The sequence below is a fragment of the [Erwinia] mediterraneensis genome, from assembly GCF_900604315.1.
In the GTDB taxonomy this organism is placed as follows: domain Bacteria; phylum Pseudomonadota; class Gammaproteobacteria; order Enterobacterales; family Enterobacteriaceae; genus Pantoea; species Pantoea mediterraneensis_A.
This window is the reverse complement of sequence record NZ_LR026978.1, coordinates 2331749-2349099: the sequence shown is the minus strand read 5'-3', so window position 1 is coordinate 2349099 and position 17351 is coordinate 2331749. Positions and strand designations below refer to the sequence as shown.

The window sequence follows — 17351 nt, the reverse complement described above, 5'->3', positions numbered from 1 at the left end:
ATTATGCCTCCCGGCTACGGGCACACATCATGGTTGCTTCACACACAATTTTGCCGTCAACAGTGGCAACGCCCTTAAAGCGCGTCAGACCACGACGGGTTTTTTCGAACGTGACTTCCATAATCATCTGATCGCCTGGTACAACCGGACGCTTGAAACGCGCTTCGTCAATACCGGCAAAATAGTAGAGTTCGCCTGGCTCCAGCTTGCCGACGCTTTTAAACGCCAGAATGCCTGTTGCTTGTGCCATCGCCTCCAGAATCAGAACGCCCGGAAAAATCGGTTTACCAGGGAAGTGCCCCTGGAAAAACGGCTCGTTTACCGAAACGTTCTTCACCGCACGCAGATATTTGTGCTCTTCAAAATCCAGTACACGGTCAACCAGCAAAAACGGGTAACGGTGCGGCAGCAGTTCTAAAATCTCTTCAATTTTCAGAGTATGCGTTTCAGTAGTCAAAATACTCTTCCTGTCCTAAAAATCTGATGGCATCAATAACACGGCCTGCACCGATCAAAATGATCTTTCGCAGGCCGCAAATCGGTTCGTGGCACCTGGCTTCCCTGCTTATCATTGTTATGAAAGCCGGTCAGTTTTGGGATGCGTTCAGTCGTCTTTGCCGACTTTACGTTCGATGGCTTTCAGGCGTTTGCTCATGTCATCGATATTCATCACCAGCGCTGCAGTTTTACGCCAGGTTTTGTTAGGTTGCAGCGGGATGCCCGAAGAGTATACCCCAGGTTCAGTGATCGGACGCATGACCATTCCCATTCCGGTTACAGTCACCTTGTCACAAATTTCCATATGGCCGTTAATCACGCTGGCACCGCCAATCATACAGTAACGACCAATCCTGAGGCTACCCGCCATGATCACACCGCCAGCAACCGCAGTGTTATCGCCAATAACCACGTTGTGGGCTATCTGGCACTGGTTATCTATGATAACACCATTGCCGATCAGAGTGTTATCCAGCGCACCGCGATCGATGGTGGTACAAGCGCCAATTTCGACCCGATCGCCGATTATCACCGCACCTAACTGAGGAATTTTCACCCAGTTACCACGATCGTTGGCGTAACCAAAACCGTCAGCGCCAATCACGGTACCGGATTGAATCAGGCAATCCTGACCAATTTCGATTTCATGATAAATGGTGACATTTGCCCAGAGACGCGTGCCGCGACCAATACGCGTCCGTTTACCAATAAAGCAGCCGGCGCCGATAATCACATTATCGCCCAGCTCCACCCCGGACTCGATCACCGCATTGGCACCCACAGAGACGTTAGCACCCAGTTTTGCGCTGGGATCGATCACCGCGCTCGGCGCAATGTTTTGTGCCGGCTGCGGCGTGGTATCCAGAATTTGCGCCATACGCGCATAGGTCAGGTAGGGGTTTTTCACCACCAGCGCGGCCGTATTACACCACTCCAGATCCGCTTCCGTCAGCACCACGGCCGAAGCCTGGCATTGGGCGAGCTGCTCGCGGTAGCGGCTGTTAGCAAGAAACGTGATTTGGCCAGTTTTGGCGGATTGCATAGAAGCAATGCCGGAGATGGCGATATCGCCATCTCCGTGCAATTCTGCATCCAACTGCTGGGCTAAATCAGCCAGTCGAATTGATGACATCGATTATTTAACCTGTTTCAGCACGTCAGCAGTAATGTCTTTCGCATTTGCTGCGTAAGCCACGGCATTCGCATCGATAACGACGTCATAGCCATCATCTTTCGCTACGGCTTTTACGGCGTCCTGAATACGGCTCAGCAGCTTGTTACGCTCTTCCATCTGGCGACGGCGATTGTCCTGCTCAAAAGCCTGCGCTTTAGAGGAGAACGCTTCACGCTGTGACATAATCTCTTTTTCCATGCGGCTACGCTCGCTGGCCTTCATGGTAGAACCGTCACGCTGCAGACGCTGCATTTTGGCCTGCAGATCGCGTTCCTGGCTCTGCAGTTCGGTTGCACGGCCTTTGAATTCGTTTTCCAGCTGTTTGGCAACGGTCGCACGTTGCGGTAACTGCTGGAAAATGCTGGACACGTTTACCACTGCAATTTTATCAGCAGCCTGAGCGCCCGCGGAAACCGCTAAAGCCAGACCCAGACCTGCGGCACACAACAACTTTTTCACTATAAACTCCTTACCATCAACGTTTGTGTCTGCGACACATTTTTTGCCTGAGAACGGAGGCGCGCTGGCACTCCGTCCCGAAGCAATAGTTTGCTTACGCTTCCCTGCTCAGAACCTTACCAGGTTTTACCGATGTTAAACTGGAACTGTTCTGCTTTATCTCCATCATATTTCTTGATCGGCTGCGCATAGGAGAAGACCAACGGACCCAGCGGCGACATCCACTGCAGGGCGATCCCGCTGGAAACGCGGAAATTACTCGGATCGCTGTAGTCAGGTACGCCTGCGATACGCGTATCTTCGGTATTTTCCCACTTGGTATCCCATACGGTACCTCCGTCAATAAACAGAGAGGTACGTACCGAGTTTGCATACTTCTCACTCAGGAACGGCGTTGGGGTGATCAACTCCAGGCTGGCCACCGCCATGGCATTACCGCCCACTGCATCATTTGAAGAGCAGATACGATTCGCGCCAGAGCAGGTTGATGAGTTGTCGTTGTAGTAAGCCGCTTTCGGACCAATGGTATTGGAGCGGAAACCACGCACCGTGCTGGAGCCGCCAGCATAGAAGTTTTCATAGAATGGCAGTTCTTTGCCGCTCAGGCCATCGCCATAACCGACACGGCCACGGCCCAACAGCACCCAGTTGCGATCCTGATCCAGCGGTACATACTGCTGCGTATCCAGCGTCACTTTATAGAAGCTGTTATCCGAGCCCGGAATCGTTACTTTACCGTTCAGGTTGGTACGGTTACCGGAAGTCGGGAAGAAGCCGCGATCCAGGGTGTTATAGGTCCAGCCGTAGTTGAAGGTGAAATCATCCGCCGAAAACTCACCATCTTTGTTCAGATCCTGCGGCTTGCCCACCGAGTCGAGATAACGCCACATCGCGATCTGCGGCTGCATGTTCGACAGGTCGTTATGCACATAGCCTAACCCGACGCGCAGCGTGTTATTTTCGTTGACCGGGAAGCCCAGCGTGCCATCCAGACCATAACTCTTGTTGGTATAGTCGGAAAGATCGGCATCATCCGCTTTGAAGTCGTTATAGAAAATACGACCTCCCAGACTGACACCGTCGACAGTAAAGTAAGGGTCAGTCAGCGAGAATTCCGCATAGGTCTGGTAGTCATTTTTGGTACCGCTCAGGCTGACGGTGTTACCGGTGCCCAGCCAGTTATCCTGGGTGACGCCCACCTGGAAGCTGACACCGCTTTCCGTACCGTAGCCGATACCAAAGTTAAGCGTACCGGTATTACGTTCTTTGACCTTGTAGACCACATCCACCTGATCCGGCGTACCCGACACGCGCTGGGTATCCACTTCCACGGTTTCAAAGTAGCCGGTGCGGTTCAGACGCTCTTTACCCTGCTCAACCAGATCGCTGCCCAGCCACGCGCCTTCCATCTGGCGCATTTCACGACGCAGCACCGAATCTTTAGAGGTATCGTTGCCTTCAAAGCGGACTTTACGTACGTAGTAACGGTTGCCGGCGTCCACATTGATACGCAGCTTCACCGTTTTATCGGCGTCGTTAATTTCCGGTTGGGTCATCACACGCGGATAGGCATAGCCATAACGACCCAGCAGTTTCTTGATCTCATCTTCCATCCGCGTGACTTTGGTGCCGTTATACAGCTCGCCCGCCGGGATTTGCGTCAGATGTTCAATTTCTGCCGAGTGACCCGCCATGTTGCCGTTAACAATCACGCCAGCGATCTTGTACTGATCGCCTTCGGTAATATTCACCGTGATATAGATGCCTTTTTTATCCGGCGTCAGGCTGACCTGGGTTGAGTCGATGTTGAAACGGGCATAACCGCGGTCGAGGTAGAAGCTGCGCAGCGTTTCCAGATCGCCCGCCAGTTTCTGCTTCTGATATTTGCGGTCGCCGACCACGTTCCACCAGGGCACTTCATCACGCAGCTGGAAACGGGAGATCAGCTCATCAGAACTGTAGGCTTTATTACCGACGATATTGATCTGCTGGATTTTTGCTGACACGCCTTCGGTGAAGACCAGTTTCAGGTCAACGCGATTACGCGGCAGTGGCGTCACGACGGCTTTAACGCTGGCGGTATATTTCCCGACGCTGTAGTAGAAATCTTCCAGACCCTTCTCGATGGAGGAGATGGTGGTGCGGTCCAGGGCTTCTCCAACGCGAACGCCTGAGGCTTCAAGATTCTGCTTCAGCTGTTCTTCCTTCACCGCTTTGTTGCCGGAGAAGGTGATGCTGGCAATCGTGGGACGCTCTTTTACCTGAACAATCAGGGTTTCACCGTCGCGCAGAACCTGAACATCTTCGAAGTTGCCGGTCGCAAAGAGAGAACGAATGGTATTTCTGATGTCATCATCATCTACCGTATCGCCTACACGTACCGGCATACTCAGCAGAGCCGCGCCGACGGCGACTCGCTGCAACCCTTCGAAATGAATATCTTTCACCACGAAATCGTCTGCACCGTAAACGGTGGCGCTGCTAAACAGCAGCGACGCTATGAGCAACTTTTTCATCGCCATCGTTATTATGCGTTTTCCTAACACATCCCACGCCCGTCTGCATTCCAGCCATCACAAACGTGAGAAATCATTGAAAAGTGCAAGCCCCATTAACAACACCAGCAGAATAGAGCCAATGCGATAACTGAAGTCCTGAACTCGTTCGGACACCGGTCCCCCTTTGATCTTCTCGATCGCCAGGAAAAGCAGATGCCCACCATCTAAAACCGGCAGAGGAAACAGGTTGATGATGCCCAGATTGACGCTAATCAACGCCAGAAACATCAGATAATAAATCAACCCGTACTCTGCTGACATCCCTGCGCCCTGCGCAATCGAAATTGGCCCGCTCAGGTTATTCAGCTTGACGTCACCGGTCAGTAATTTGCCCAGCATGGAAACGGTCAGTTTCATCAGTTGCCAGGTTTTCACGCTGGCCTCCCCGATCGCTGCAACCGGCCCATACTGCTTTAACGTCTTATAAGCATCCGCCAGCGGGATAACGCGCGGTACCACCCCCGCAAACCCTTCCGCGGCATTGCCCGGCCGCGCTTCCGGTATCAGCGTCAGCTGTACCCGCTCGCCCTGTCGTTCGACCTCAAGCGCCATCTTCTGGCCGGGATTATCCCGCACCTGAACCACGAACGCCTGCCATTGCGTTAAAGGCTGACCATCGACTTTAACGATCCTGTCGCCCGCTTGCAAACCGGCTGCACTGGCAGGCGAATTCGCCTGCACGTTATCCAGCGTGGTTTCGATTTGCGGGCCATGCGGACGAATCCCCAGGGCAACAACCGGATCCTGTTTATCGGGCTCAAACTGCCAGTGTCGCAGATCGAGCCGTTTCTGCTGGGTGGCATTTTCCCCAAAGCGGGAAACCGTGACGGTGGTTTCGCTGTCGCCGATTTTATCAATCAGCGCCATGCGCACCGCATCCCAGTCAGGCGTTTCGATGCCATCAACGGCCTTAAGTTCCATGCCGGGCGCAATTTGCGCCTCTGCAGCCACCGAGTCGTTCAAAATTTCGCCAACTACCGGGCGAATCCCTGGCACGCCGTGCATAAACACCAGCCAGTAAGCAAACACAGCAAAGATGAAATTGGCGACAGGACCCGCCGCAATAATCGCGGTGCGCTGCCAGATGGCTTTGTTATTGAAGGCCTGATGTCGCAGCTCAGCGGGCACGCTTTCGACACGTTCATCCAGCATTTTAACGTAGCCGCCGAGGGGAATAAGCGCGATAACATATTCGGTGCCCTGGCGATCGCTGCGACGCCAGAGCGCTTTACCAAAACCGATGGAGAAGCGCTCGACTTTTACGCCACAGCGGCGAGCGACCCAGAAATGACCAAATTCATGAACGGTGATCAACACGCCGAGCGCGATAATAAACGCGACAAAACTCCAGAGTATGTTCAACATCTTTGCGTGTCCTCAGAGGGTGCGGAACACCAGCAACAGCAGGCAGGCAAACACCGGAACCGCCGCAGTGAGGCTATCGATGCGATCAAGAATACCGCCATGACCGGGGATCAGGCTGCCGCTGTCTTTAATTCCGGCTTCGCGTTTAAACATACTTTCAGTCAGATCACCTAACACTGAGGCCAGTGTCGCAATTACCGCACAGATAACCAGCGTGCCAGGCGCAACCGTCAGCGGCGCCAGCAGGGCAAACAGCAAGGCTATAACAGCTGAGGAAAGCAGGCCGCCAAAAAAACCTTCCCAGGTTTTGCCGGGCGATACCCTGGGTGCCAGCTTGTGTTTGCCAAACAGTCTGCCAAACATATACGCGCCAGAGTCTGCGCCCCACACCAGAAACATCACAAACAGCAGCCACCAGGCACCGGCAAAGTGATCGGTTTCATAGTGGTACTGGCGCAGCGCCATCATACCCCAGAAAAAGGGGATAAGCGTCAGAATACCAAACAGCAGTCTCAGCGGACGTGAATTACGCCACAAAGCCGCGGATGCCGGATAAAAGAGGACCAGCAGCAGCGCGACTATCCACCAGCAGAGCGAAGCCCAGAGCGAGGCGGTGATTTGCGGCTGATGGATATCAGGATGATAAGGCGGCAGGGTGAAAAGCATCAGGGCGAGCAGCAAGCCGCAGAGCACGGCCAGCCAGATACGCTGCTGACGGGACGCCATACCCGCCAGCTGCCCCCATTCCCAGGCGGCAAGCATACAGATCACGATGGTTATGATCGCAAAACCAGCAGGCGGTAACCAGAACAGCGCAGCAATTACCAGCGGAATCAGAATTAACGCGGTAATCAGACGAGACTTCAGCAAAGGTTACCCCCAGGTTGCTCAGGCGCCGCCTGGTGCAGCGCCGCCAAAACGACGCTCCCGCAGAGAGAAAGCATTCAGTGCACCTTCAAAAACGTGTTCATCAAAATCAGGCCAGAGAACATCAGTGAAATAAAACTCCGCATAGGCTACCTGCCACAGCAAAAAGTTGCTAATCCGATGCTCTCCCCCGGTCCTTATCACTAAATCCACCGGCGCCAGCTCCTGCAGGCAGAGCTGCGCAGCCAGGCTTTCTTCGGTTATCTGGTCAGGCCGCAGCAAACCTTCCTGCACCTGTTCAGCCAGTTTTCTCGCTCCCTGGATAATATCCCAACGGCCGCCATAATTGGCGGCAATATTGAGCGTCAGTCGACTATTTTGTTGAGTCAGTTCCTCTGCGCGACGAATACGTTCCTGGATACGGGCGTTGAAGCGGCTGGTATCGCCAATAACCCGCAAACGAACATTGTGTTTATGCAGGCTTTTGACTTCGCTATCGAGCGCCCAGACAAACAATTCCATCAACGCCGTCACTTCCTGTGCCGGGCGACTCCAGTTTTCACTGCTGAAGGCATACAGCGTCAGCGCGTCAAGATTGTGGCTGGCCGCAAAACTGACAGCGCGACGTACCGCCTTCACACCAGCCTTATGGCCGGAAATACGCAGTTTTCCCTGATTCTTAGCCCAACGGCCATTGCCATCCATGATGATAGCCACATGGCGCGGGCCGTTTCCGTGCTGGTCATCGGTTTCGTTGTGATTGTTGGACGACATAACGCGTAATCAATTCCTTTAATCAGAAATGCTGTGTTTTCTGAATACATTGCGCCCGGTACAAATCCCGGCTGAGTCAGCCAGGCCACACCGAATTCGGTGTCAAACCGTTAAACGCGAGCGTGCGACTATACCATTTCCACCTGAATCGAACAAATAGCGGGGCGCAATCAGCCCCGCAGCGCAAAACGCGGCAACATTTCTGTTGCTGCGGCGCGCGCCATCTGATCGATCTCCATAACCGCTTCCACGCTTTCCGGTTCCGCACAGGAAAGCGCTGAGAGTACGGCAGTGTTCATAGCGGCAATATCCGTAAAACGGATTTGCTGATTCAGGAAGGCCGCGACGGCCACTTCATTCGCCGCATTCAGCGTGGTCGTGGCCGCCTGTCCCGCCGCACAGGCATCAATCGCCAGCTTCAGGCAAGGATAGCGGGCAAAGTCGGGTTGTGCGAACGTCAGTGCGCTCATGCGCGTAAAATCCAGCGGTGTGACGCCAGACTGAATACGCGCCGGCCAGGCCATGCTATGTGCAATGGGTGTGCGCATATCAGGCGACCCCAATTGGGCAAGCACACTGCCATCGCAGTAGCGCACCATGGAGTGGATGACCGATTGTGGATGCAGAATCACTTCCATTTGTGCATCACTGGCGTTAAACAACCATCGGGCTTCAATGTATTCAAGACCTTTATTCATCATGGTGGCCGAATCAACGGAGATTTTTCTTCCCATTGACCAGTTCGGATGGGCACAGGCTTGATCCGGGCTCATTGTCGCCAGGCTCTCAAGCGGTGCGTCACGAAAAGGGCCACCCGATCCCGTAAGGATAATCGACTCAATGCCGTTTTCCTGCAGGTCAGCGTAACCTAACTGATGCTGGATGGTAGCCGGTAAACTCTGAAAAATGGCGTTATGTTCGCTGTCGACCGGCAGCAACTGCGCCTGATGCTGACGCACCGCCTCCATAAACAAACGGCCGCACGTGACAAGCGATTCTTTGTTCGCCAGCAGTACAGTTTTACCAGCACGAATCGCCGCAAGAGTGGGGAGAAGCCCGGAAGCACCCACAATCGCCGCCATGACCTGATCAACGTCATCCAGCGCGGCGAGTTCGCAGGCCGCCTGAACGCCGGAGAGCACTTCGGTATCTACCTTGAGTGCTCTCAGTCGCTCACGCAGCGCCGTGGCCGCGGTCTCATCCGCCATCGCCGCATAGCGCGGACGAAAGCGCACGCACTGCTGCGCCATTAATGCCACATTCTGGCCCGCCACCAGCGCCGTCACCTGGTACAGATCAGGGTTTGCGCTTACCACCGCCAGCGTGCTGGCACCAATTGAACCAGTAGAACCCAACAGGGTTAATCGTTTCATAGGGCTGTCCGTGTGAAGTCATGCGCCTGCGCATCAGGAGAGATACGCACTGCGGCGTAAAAAATATAAAACGCCGCAAGATACGCATTCCGGAAGAATACCTCTCTGTACGGCGTTTTTCAGGCAGCGATGGAATCAGAAATCCATCAGCTCCGCTTCTTTCTCTGACAGGGCTGCATCCACTTTCTTGATATGGATGTCTGTCATTTTCTGGATTTCATCCTGCGCACGGCGTTCTTCATCTTCGCCGATCGCTTTATCTTTCAACAGCGCTTTGATGCGGTCATTGGCGTCGCGACGTACGTTACGTACAGAGACACGACCCTGTTCCGCTTCGCCACGAACGACTTTGATCAGATCTTTACGGCGTTCTTCCGTCAGCGGCGGCAGGGGAACGCGAATATCGCTACCGGCTGAGCTCGGGTTCAGCCCGAGGTCGGAGGCCATAATCGCTTTCTCTACTTTTGGTCCCAGAGAACGATCGAAGACGTTGATTTTCAACGTACGAGAATCTTCTACGGTCACGCTGGCCAGCTGACGCAGCGGTGTTGGCGTGCCGTAATATTCCACCACGATGCCGTCAAGCAGTGAAGGAGAAGCGCGGCCGGTGCGCACTTTACTGATGGTATTTTTAAACGCTTCAACGCATTTTTCCATGCGCGTTTCAGCATCTTTTTTGATGTCGTTAATCACGTTGGAACCCTTGGATTCGGTTTGACCTGGCCAGTTCCGGCAACGCCGGAAACGGTGTCGATAATCATCGATAATCCTGAATGGTGCGCGACAACTCATTATCGCGCAGACAGAATATACCCTATTTTATGTCGCCTCGGGTATTAATGCGTAATCAGGGTACCTTCTTTTTCACCCATCACCACGCGGCGCAGTGCGCCAGGTTTGTTCATGTTGAATACACGAATAGGCAGTTTATGGTCACGCGCCAGGGTAAAGGCGGCCAGATCCATCACTTTCAGTTCGCGCTCAAGCACATCCTGATAGGAGAGCTGATCGTACAGCGTTGCATCCGGGTTTTTCACCGGATCCGCAGAATAGACACCATCAACTTTGGTGGCTTTCAGCACCACATCCGCCTCGATCTCAATGCCGCGCAAGCAGGCAGCCGAGTCGGTGGTAAAGAAGGGGTTGCCAGTACCGGCAGAGAAGATTACCACGCGGTTGTTACGCAGCAGGCTAATCGCCTCAGCCCAGCTGTAGCTGTCACAAACGCCGTTCAGCGGAATCGCTGACATCAGACGCGCGTTAACATAGGCACGATGCAGCGCATCACGCATCGCCAGGCCGTTCATCACGGTGGCCAGCATGCCCATGTGGTCACCTACCACACGGTTCATCCCCGCCTGAGCCAGTCCGGCGCCGCGGAACAGGTTGCCGCCGCCAATGACCACTCCCACCTGGATGCCCAGCTCGACCAGCTCTTTCACCTCTTGCGCCATGCGGTCAAGCACGCTCGCGTCGATACCAAAACCTTCGGCACCTTGCAGTGCTTCACCACTCAGTTTCAGCAGGATACGTTGATAAACAGGTTTTGCGTTGGTCGCCATGGTCATTTCTTCCTGGAAGATTTGATGAGTGAGAAGTTAAATCTGATCGATCATCCGCTTAGTGCCAGATAATAGCTATTGGGATGAGACTGAAAAAGTGTGTACAACAGCACACGACAGACAAAAAAGAACCGCCTTATGGCGGTTCTTTCAGACCATTAAGACTGCCTGGACATTGCCGCTACTTCAGCAGCAAAGTCGCTTTCAACTTTCTCAATGCCTTCACCCACTTCGAAGCGGATAAAGTTGATCACGTCAGCGCCCTGCTCTTTCAGCGCCTGACCGACGGTTTTGCTCGGGTCGATAACGAAGTTCTGGCCGGTCAGAGAAACTTCACCGGTGAATTTCTTCATGCGGCCTTCAACCATTTTCTCTGCGATTTCTTTCGGCTTGCCAGACTGCATCGCGATGTCCAGCTGGATCTGGTGCTCGCGCGCAACCACTTCAGCAGACACGTCTTCCGGCTTCACATATTCCGGCTTGCTGGCCGCAACGTGCATAGCGATCTGCTTGATCAGCTCTTCGCTGGCGCCTTTTGCTGAAACCAGAACACCGATGCGTGCGCCGTGCAGGTAGCTGCCCAGCTCTTCGCCTTCCAGAATTGCAACGCGACGAATATTGATGTTCTCACCAATTTTCGCTACCAGCGCAACACGCTGCTCTTCAAATTTCGCTTTCAGGACGTCTACGTCAGTGATGCGCTCAGCAGCAGCCACTTCCAGAACTTCATCAGCAAAGGCCTGGAAACCGCCATCTTTAGCAACGAAGTCGGTCTGGCAGTTAACTTCCAGAATCACGCCGTAGTTGCCAACGATTTTGGTTTTGATCACGCCGTCAGCAGCAACGTTACCTGCTTTTTTCGCAGCTTTCGCCTGGCCAGACTTACGCATGTTGTCGATTGCCAGCTCGATGTCGCCGTTTGCTTCGCTCAGCGCTTTTTTGCAGTCCATCATGCCAGCGCCAGTACGCTCGCGCAGTTCTTTTACCAGTGCAGCGGTAATTTCAGCCATTCCAGAATCCTCGGTTCGTACCTGTAGGCTTTCGCACCCGCAGGTACCCTGTTGCGGAAAATTTACTCTGTCCCGCCAGCCCGAATGGGGGCGTAACAGACTTGGATAAAATAAAGGGGCCTTATCAGGCCCCTTACAGATCACATCTGAATGCTAAGGGCTCTTACGCAAGAGCAAACCTTATTAGGCGTTTTCTAAAGATGTATCTTCAGCCTGCTCAGCCAGGTCCTGTGAACGGCCTTCGCGCACGGTAGTGGCAACGGCATTCAGGTACAGGCTTACAGCACGGATCGCATCGTCGTTACCCGGGATAACGTAATCAACGCCATCCGGATCAGAGTTGGTATCAACGATAGCAAATACCGGAATACCCAGGTTGTTTGCTTCTTTGATTGCGATGTGTTCGTGATCGGCATCGATTACAAACAGCGCATCCGGCAGACCGCCCATATCTTTGATACCGCCCAGGCTGTTTTCCAGCTTGGCCAGTTCACGAGCGCGCATCAGCGCTTCTTTTTTGGTCAGTTTGTCGAAGGTGCCGTCCTGAGACTGAGTCTCAAGATCTTTCAGACGTTTGATAGACTGACGAACGGTTTTCCAGTTAGTCAGCATGCCACCCAGCCAGCGGTGGTTAACGAAGAACTGGTCACAGCTCAGCGCAGACTCTTTGATCGCTTCGCTGGCAGCGCGTTTGGTACCTACAAACAGAATCTTACCTTTACGGGAAGAGATTTTGCTCAGCTCAGCCAGGGCTTCGTTGAACATCGGTACCGTTTTCTCAAGGTTGATGATGTGAACTTTGTTACGCGCACCGAAGATGAATGGCTTCATTTTCGGGTTCCAGTAACGGGTCTGGTGACCAAAGTGTACGCCAGCCTTGAGCATATCGCGCATGGAAACAGTTGCCATGATTACCTCTAAAGTTTAATTGGGGTTGAGCCTCCATGTATCCCATACCACCGACCTCTTACGAAGCACCCCGGGGCATGTGTCGATACATGTGTGTTTTAGTACACATAATGAGAGTTATGCGTTTCCTGCCGACGTTACCGCCGTACAGAGAATCGTCGGCGCGCTTTATACCACAAAGCAGGGGATGAAGCCAGCGATTGTTGCCTGTGATCTCCCCGGGACGTTCTCTATTTGGCAGCGGTTTTACTGGCTGCTAACATGACAGCACAGAGTTCATTATTGTCGAAAAAGTCGGCAACTGCGGATAAATTTAATGGCCATTTCAATTAAAACCCCTGAAGAAATCGAAAAAATGCGCGTCGCCGGCCGTCTCGCCGCTGATGTGCTGGAGATGATCGAAGAACATGTCAAACCGGGCGTCTCTACCGGCGAGCTGGATCGCATCTGTCACGAATACATCACTCAGCACCAGCAGGCGATTCCTGCCAGTCTCGGCTACCACGGCTTTCCGAAGTCGGTCTGCATCTCGATTAATGAGGTCGTCTGTCACGGCATACCCAGCGATGACCGTATACTGAAAGATGGCGATATCGTGAATATCGACGTCACGGTGATCAAAGATGAGTATCACGGCGACACCTCGAAAATGTTTATCGTGGGTAAACCCACCATTCTCGGCGAACGTCTGTGCCGCGTCACCCAGGAGAGTCTCTATCTGGCGCTGCGCCTGATTAAGCCCGGCATTCGTTTACGCACTCTGGGACGTGAAATCCAGAAATATGTCGAAGCGAATGACTTCTCAGTGGTCCGTGAATATTGCGGCCACGGTCTGGGTAAAGGTTTCCATGAAGAGCCGCAGGTGCTGCACTACGATGCGGATGATGGCGGCGTGGTGCTGCAGGCGGGCATGACCTTTACCGTGGAGCCGATGGTGAACGCGGGCGACTACCGCATCCGCACCATGAAAGATGGCTGGACGGTGAAAACCAAAGATCGCAGCTTGTCCGCGCAGTATGAGCATACTATTGTGGTGACGGAAAACGGCTGTGAAATTTTAACCCTGCGTAAAGACGACACCATTCCTGCCGTGCTGATCAACGAAGGGTAATCCACAAGAGCAAGTAAGAGCCGGCGCCGAGCCGGCTTTTTTATGTCGCCAATAAGAGAACGAGTCGATGAGTGGTAGCGTGACGGATGCAGTTAAATTCAGCCTGACAGACTCCCCGACCCACTGGGGTGATGAAGTGCTAACCCGGGAAAACCTGAAGCTGCGCCTGGAGCAGTTTCAGCAGCAGCTGGCCGATGCCTTTGATGCCGGCACCGCCGCCGAAGCGCTGGTGGACGCACGCACACGCTATATCGATCGCCTGCTGCGCCGCCTGTGGCGTTTTTTTGGTTTTGACCAGATGAGCGAAATTGCGCTGGTTGCCGTCGGCGGTTACGGGCGTGGTGAGCTGCATCCGCTCTCTGATATCGACATTCTGATCCTCAGCCGCCAGACGCTCAACGAGGAGGCAGCGCAGAGCACCGGCGAACTGCTGACGCTGATGTGGGATCTGAAGCTGGAGGTCGGCCACAGCGTACGCACCCTGGAAGAGTGCCTGCTGGAGGGGTTATCCGATCTGACCGTCGCCACCAATCTCATCGAATCACGCATGCTGACCGGCGATGTCGCGCTGTTTTTAGAGATGCAAAAAAACATCTTCAGCGATGGCTTCTGGCCCTCGGCGCGCTTTTACGCCGCAAAAATTGCTGAACAACAGGAGCGTCATCAGCGCTATCACGGCACCAGCTACAACCTTGAGCCCGACATTAAAAGCAGCCCCGGCGGCCTGCGCGACGTTCACACGCTGCTGTGGGTAGCGCGCCGCCACTTTGGTGCCACCTCGCTGGATGAAATGGTGGGTTTCGGCTTCTTAACCCAGGCTGAACGTAGCGAGTTAAATGAGTGTCTGGCGTTTCTCTGGCGCATCCGTTTCGCCCTGCACCTGTCGCTGAACCGTTATGACAACCGCCTGCTGTTTGAGCGTCAGCTGACCGTGGCGCAGCGCCTGAACTATCAGGGGGAAGGCAACGAGCCGGTTGAGCGTATGATGAAAGATTTTTATCGCTTCACGCGCCGTATCAGCGAACTTAACCAGATGCTGCTGCAGCTGTTTGACGAAGCGATCCTCGCCCTCTCCACTACAGAAAAACCGCACGCCATCGATGACGCTTTCCAGCTGCGCGGCGATCTGATCGATCTGCGCGATACCAGCCTCTTTGAACGCGAGCCTGAGGCCATTTTGCGCATGTTTTATGTCATGGTGCGCAATGAAAATATCAAAGGCATTTATTCCACCACGGTACGCCAGCTGCGTTATGCGCGGCGTAACCTGAAGCAGCCCCTTTGTCAGATCCCGGAAGCGCGCCGCTATTTTATGGCGATTCTGCGTCATCCTGGCGCGGTGAGCCGTGCCCTGGTACCGATGCACCGCCACAGCGTGCTTTCCGCCTATACGCCAAAGTGGGGAGCGATTGTCGGCCAGATGCAGTTCGATCTGTTCCACGCCTATACGGTGGATGAACATACTATCCGCGTGCTGCAGAAGCTGGAGAGCTTTGCCCAGGAGAGCACGCGTCCGCAGCATCCGCTCTGCGTCGAGCTCTGGCCGCGCCTGCCGCAGCTGGAGCTGCTGCTGATGGCGGCGCTGTTTCACGATATCGCCAAAGGACGCGGCGGTGACCACTCCATTCTTGGCGCGCAGGATGTGCAGGCATTCGCGGAGCTGCACGGGCTTAACTCCCGCGAGTGCCAGCTGGTCTCCTGGCTGGTGCGCCACCATCTGTTGATGTCGGTGACTGCGCAACGCCGCGACATTCAGGATCCCACGGTAATTCAGCAGTTTGCCGAAGAGATGCAGAATGAAAACCGCCTGCGTTATCTGGTGTGCCTGACGGTTGCAGACATCTGCGCCACCAATGAAAGTTTGTGGAACAGCTGGAAACAGAGCCTGCTGCGCGAGCTGTTTTTTGCTACTGAAAAACAGCTGCGTCGCGGCATGGAAAACAGCCCGGATCTGCGTGAGCGTGTGCGCCATCATCGCCTGCTGGCGCTGGCGCTGCTGCGTATGGACAACCTGGATGAAGAGCGCCTGCACCATATCTGGAGCCGCTGCCGTGCCGATTACTTTCTGCGTCATACCCCTAATCAGCTCGCCTGGCATGCGCGCCACCTGATCGATCACGACCTGAACAAACCGCTGGTGTTGGTAAGCCCCCAGGCGACGCGCGGCGGCACGGAGATCTTTATCTGGAGTCCGGATCGCCCTTACCTCTTCGCCACCGTTGCTGGCGAGCTGGATCGACGTAACCTGAGCGTGCATGATGCGCAGATCTTTACCAGTCGTGACGGCATGGCGATGGATACTTTTATCGTGCTGGAGCCGGACGGCAGCCCGCTGGCGCCGGATCGCCATGTGATGATTGTGCATGCGCTGGAACAGGCAATCACGCAATCAGGCTGGGTTCCGCCGCGTATGCGTCGTCTGTCCGCCAAACTGAAACACTTTAGCGTCGAGACTCAGGTGAAATTTCTGCCGACCCATACCGATCGCCGCAGTTACCTGGAGCTGGTGGCCCTTGACCAGCCCGGCCTGCTGGCGCGCGTCGGTGAAGTGTTTGCCGATCTCGGCGTTTCTCTGCATGGTGCGCGTATCAGCACCATTGGCGAACGCGTGGAAGATTTATTTATTCTGGCCAACAGCGAACGACGCGCGCTTGATGCTGAAATGCGCAATGTATTGCAACAACGGTTGACAGAGGCCCTGAATCCAAACGATAAAGTGTGACCCGAATCGCTTTATCATCCTTCAATTTTTAATGCAGCAGGGATGGCGGTGATGCCGCCCGATAGCCCGGGATGAGTGCGGGGTCCCTGCATTGGACATGACAGAACAGGAAAAATTATGCAACAGTTACAGAGTGTTATTGAATCCGCCTTCGAGCGCCGTGCCGACATTACGCCGACCAGTGTCGATACTGCGACCCGTGAAGCGATTAATCAGGTTATTTCACTGCTGGACAGCGGTGCGCTACGCGTCGCAGAAAAAATCGAGGGTGAATGGGTAACGCATCAGTGGCTGAAAAAAGCTGTTCTGCTCTCTTTCCGCATTAATGACAATCAGGTGATGGAAGGGACTGAAACCCGCTTTTACGATAAGGTGCCAATGAAGTTCGCCAGCTATGACGAAGCGCGCTTTAAAAAAGAGGGTTTCCGCGTGGTACCGCCCGCCGCGGTACGTCAGGGGGCCTTTATCGCGCGTAATACCGTGCTGATGCCCTCCTATGTCAACATTGGTGCCTTTGTCGATGAAGGCAGCATGGTGGATACCTGGGCTACCGTGGGCTCCTGTGCGCAGATTGGTAAAAACGTCCATCTCTCTGGCGGCGTCGGCATTGGTGGCGTGCTGGAGCCGCTGCAGGCGAACCCTACCATTATCGAAGATAACTGCTTTATCGGCGCACGCTCTGAAATCGTTGAAGGCGTGATTGTCGAAGAAGGTTCCGTGATCTCCATGGGCGTTTATATCGGCCAGAGCACCAAAATTTACGATCGTGAAACCGGCGAAGTGCATTACGGTCGCGTACCGGCTGGCTCCGTGGTGGTATCCGGTAACCTGCCGTCAAAAGATGGCAGCTACAGCCTCTATTGTGCGGTAATCGTGAAGAAAGTGGACGCGAAAACCCGTGGCAAAGTCGGCATTAACGAACTGCTGCGCACCATCGATTAAGCCGTTTCGGGCTGCAGCAGGCAGCCC

The 17351-nt window shown here is 54.2% G+C and carries 15 protein-coding genes; 3 read left to right on the top strand and 12 right to left on the bottom strand.

What is annotated here, in order from left to right; all coding sequences use genetic code 11:
* Position 1: 1 nt before the first annotated feature.
* The 12 genes from fabZ to rpsB all read right to left on the bottom strand — a co-directional run bounded on the left by fabZ (position 2) and on the right by rpsB (position 12549).
* Positions 2 to 457, bottom strand: coding sequence for a 3-hydroxyacyl-ACP dehydratase FabZ (fabZ, locus tag E0E17_RS10820; protein ID WP_007893924.1), 456 nt, complete (start codon positions 455 to 457; stop codon positions 2 to 4).
* Between the two features lie 147 nt (positions 458 to 604).
* Positions 605 to 1630 carry a UDP-3-O-(3-hydroxymyristoyl)glucosamine N-acyltransferase gene (lpxD, locus tag E0E17_RS10815; RefSeq protein ID WP_130834080.1) on the bottom strand — a complete coding sequence of 342 codons (1026 nt, stop codon included), beginning with the start codon at positions 1628 to 1630 and terminating at the stop codon, positions 605 to 607.
* A 3-nt stretch (positions 1631 to 1633) separates the two neighbouring features.
* Positions 1634 to 2131 carry a molecular chaperone Skp gene (skp, locus tag E0E17_RS10810; protein ID WP_130834079.1) on the bottom strand — a complete coding sequence of 166 codons (498 nt, stop codon included), beginning with the start codon at positions 2129 to 2131 and terminating at the stop codon, positions 1634 to 1636.
* A 116-nt stretch (positions 2132 to 2247) separates the two neighbouring features.
* Positions 2248 to 4653: an outer membrane protein assembly factor BamA gene (bamA, locus tag E0E17_RS10805; RefSeq protein ID WP_130834078.1), complete on the bottom strand. Its 2406-nt coding sequence runs from the start codon at positions 4651 to 4653 to the stop codon at positions 2248 to 2250.
* 51 nt (positions 4654 to 4704) lie between these two features.
* Positions 4705 to 6054 (bottom strand): sigma E protease regulator RseP, encoded by a 1350-nt coding sequence (rseP, locus tag E0E17_RS10800; protein WP_130834077.1) that lies wholly within the window; start codon positions 6052 to 6054, stop codon positions 4705 to 4707.
* Between the two features lie 12 nt (positions 6055 to 6066).
* On the bottom strand, positions 6067 to 6924 hold the full coding sequence (gene cdsA, locus E0E17_RS10795) for a phosphatidate cytidylyltransferase (RefSeq protein ID WP_130834076.1): 858 nt from the start codon (positions 6922 to 6924) through the stop codon (positions 6067 to 6069).
* 18 nt (positions 6925 to 6942) lie between these two features.
* Positions 6943 to 7695, bottom strand: coding sequence for a (2E,6E)-farnesyl-diphosphate-specific ditrans,polycis-undecaprenyl-diphosphate synthase (ispU, locus tag E0E17_RS10790; protein ID WP_130834075.1), 753 nt, complete (start codon positions 7693 to 7695; stop codon positions 6943 to 6945).
* 170 nt (positions 7696 to 7865) lie between these two features.
* A complete protein-coding gene (ispC, locus tag E0E17_RS10785) occupies positions 7866 to 9068 on the bottom strand; it encodes a 1-deoxy-D-xylulose-5-phosphate reductoisomerase (protein ID WP_130834074.1) in 1203 nt (400 codons plus the stop codon).
* A gap of 135 nt (positions 9069 to 9203) precedes the next feature.
* Positions 9204 to 9761: a ribosome recycling factor gene (gene frr, locus E0E17_RS10780; RefSeq protein WP_130834073.1), complete on the bottom strand. Its 558-nt coding sequence runs from the start codon at positions 9759 to 9761 to the stop codon at positions 9204 to 9206.
* A 143-nt stretch (positions 9762 to 9904) separates the two neighbouring features.
* Positions 9905 to 10630: a UMP kinase gene (gene pyrH / locus E0E17_RS10775; RefSeq protein WP_130834072.1), complete on the bottom strand. Its 726-nt coding sequence runs from the start codon at positions 10628 to 10630 to the stop codon at positions 9905 to 9907.
* A gap of 158 nt (positions 10631 to 10788) precedes the next feature.
* On the bottom strand, positions 10789 to 11640 hold the full coding sequence (gene tsf / locus E0E17_RS10770) for a translation elongation factor Ts (protein WP_130834071.1): 852 nt from the start codon (positions 11638 to 11640) through the stop codon (positions 10789 to 10791).
* 183 nt (positions 11641 to 11823) lie between these two features.
* Positions 11824 to 12549, bottom strand: a complete 726-nt coding sequence (rpsB, locus tag E0E17_RS10765; protein ID WP_130834070.1) for a 30S ribosomal protein S2 — start codon at positions 12547 to 12549, stop codon at positions 11824 to 11826.
* A gap of 316 nt (positions 12550 to 12865) precedes the next feature.
* On the opposite strand from rpsB, the gene map reads away from it, so the two are divergent.
* From map to dapD, 3 genes are all read left to right on the top strand, one after another.
* Positions 12866 to 13660: a type I methionyl aminopeptidase gene (map, locus tag E0E17_RS10760; protein WP_130834069.1), complete on the top strand. Its 795-nt coding sequence runs from the start codon at positions 12866 to 12868 to the stop codon at positions 13658 to 13660.
* Positions 13661 to 13727: 67 nt separating this feature from the next.
* On the top strand, positions 13728 to 16382 hold the full coding sequence (gene glnD / locus E0E17_RS10755) for a bifunctional uridylyltransferase/uridylyl-removing protein GlnD (RefSeq protein WP_130834068.1): 2655 nt from the start codon (positions 13728 to 13730) through the stop codon (positions 16380 to 16382).
* Between the two features lie 117 nt (positions 16383 to 16499).
* Entirely contained in the window at positions 16500 to 17324 is an 825-nt protein-coding gene (gene dapD, locus E0E17_RS10750; RefSeq protein WP_130834067.1) for a 2,3,4,5-tetrahydropyridine-2,6-dicarboxylate N-succinyltransferase, read from the top strand.
* Positions 17325 to 17351 lie beyond the last annotated feature (27 nt).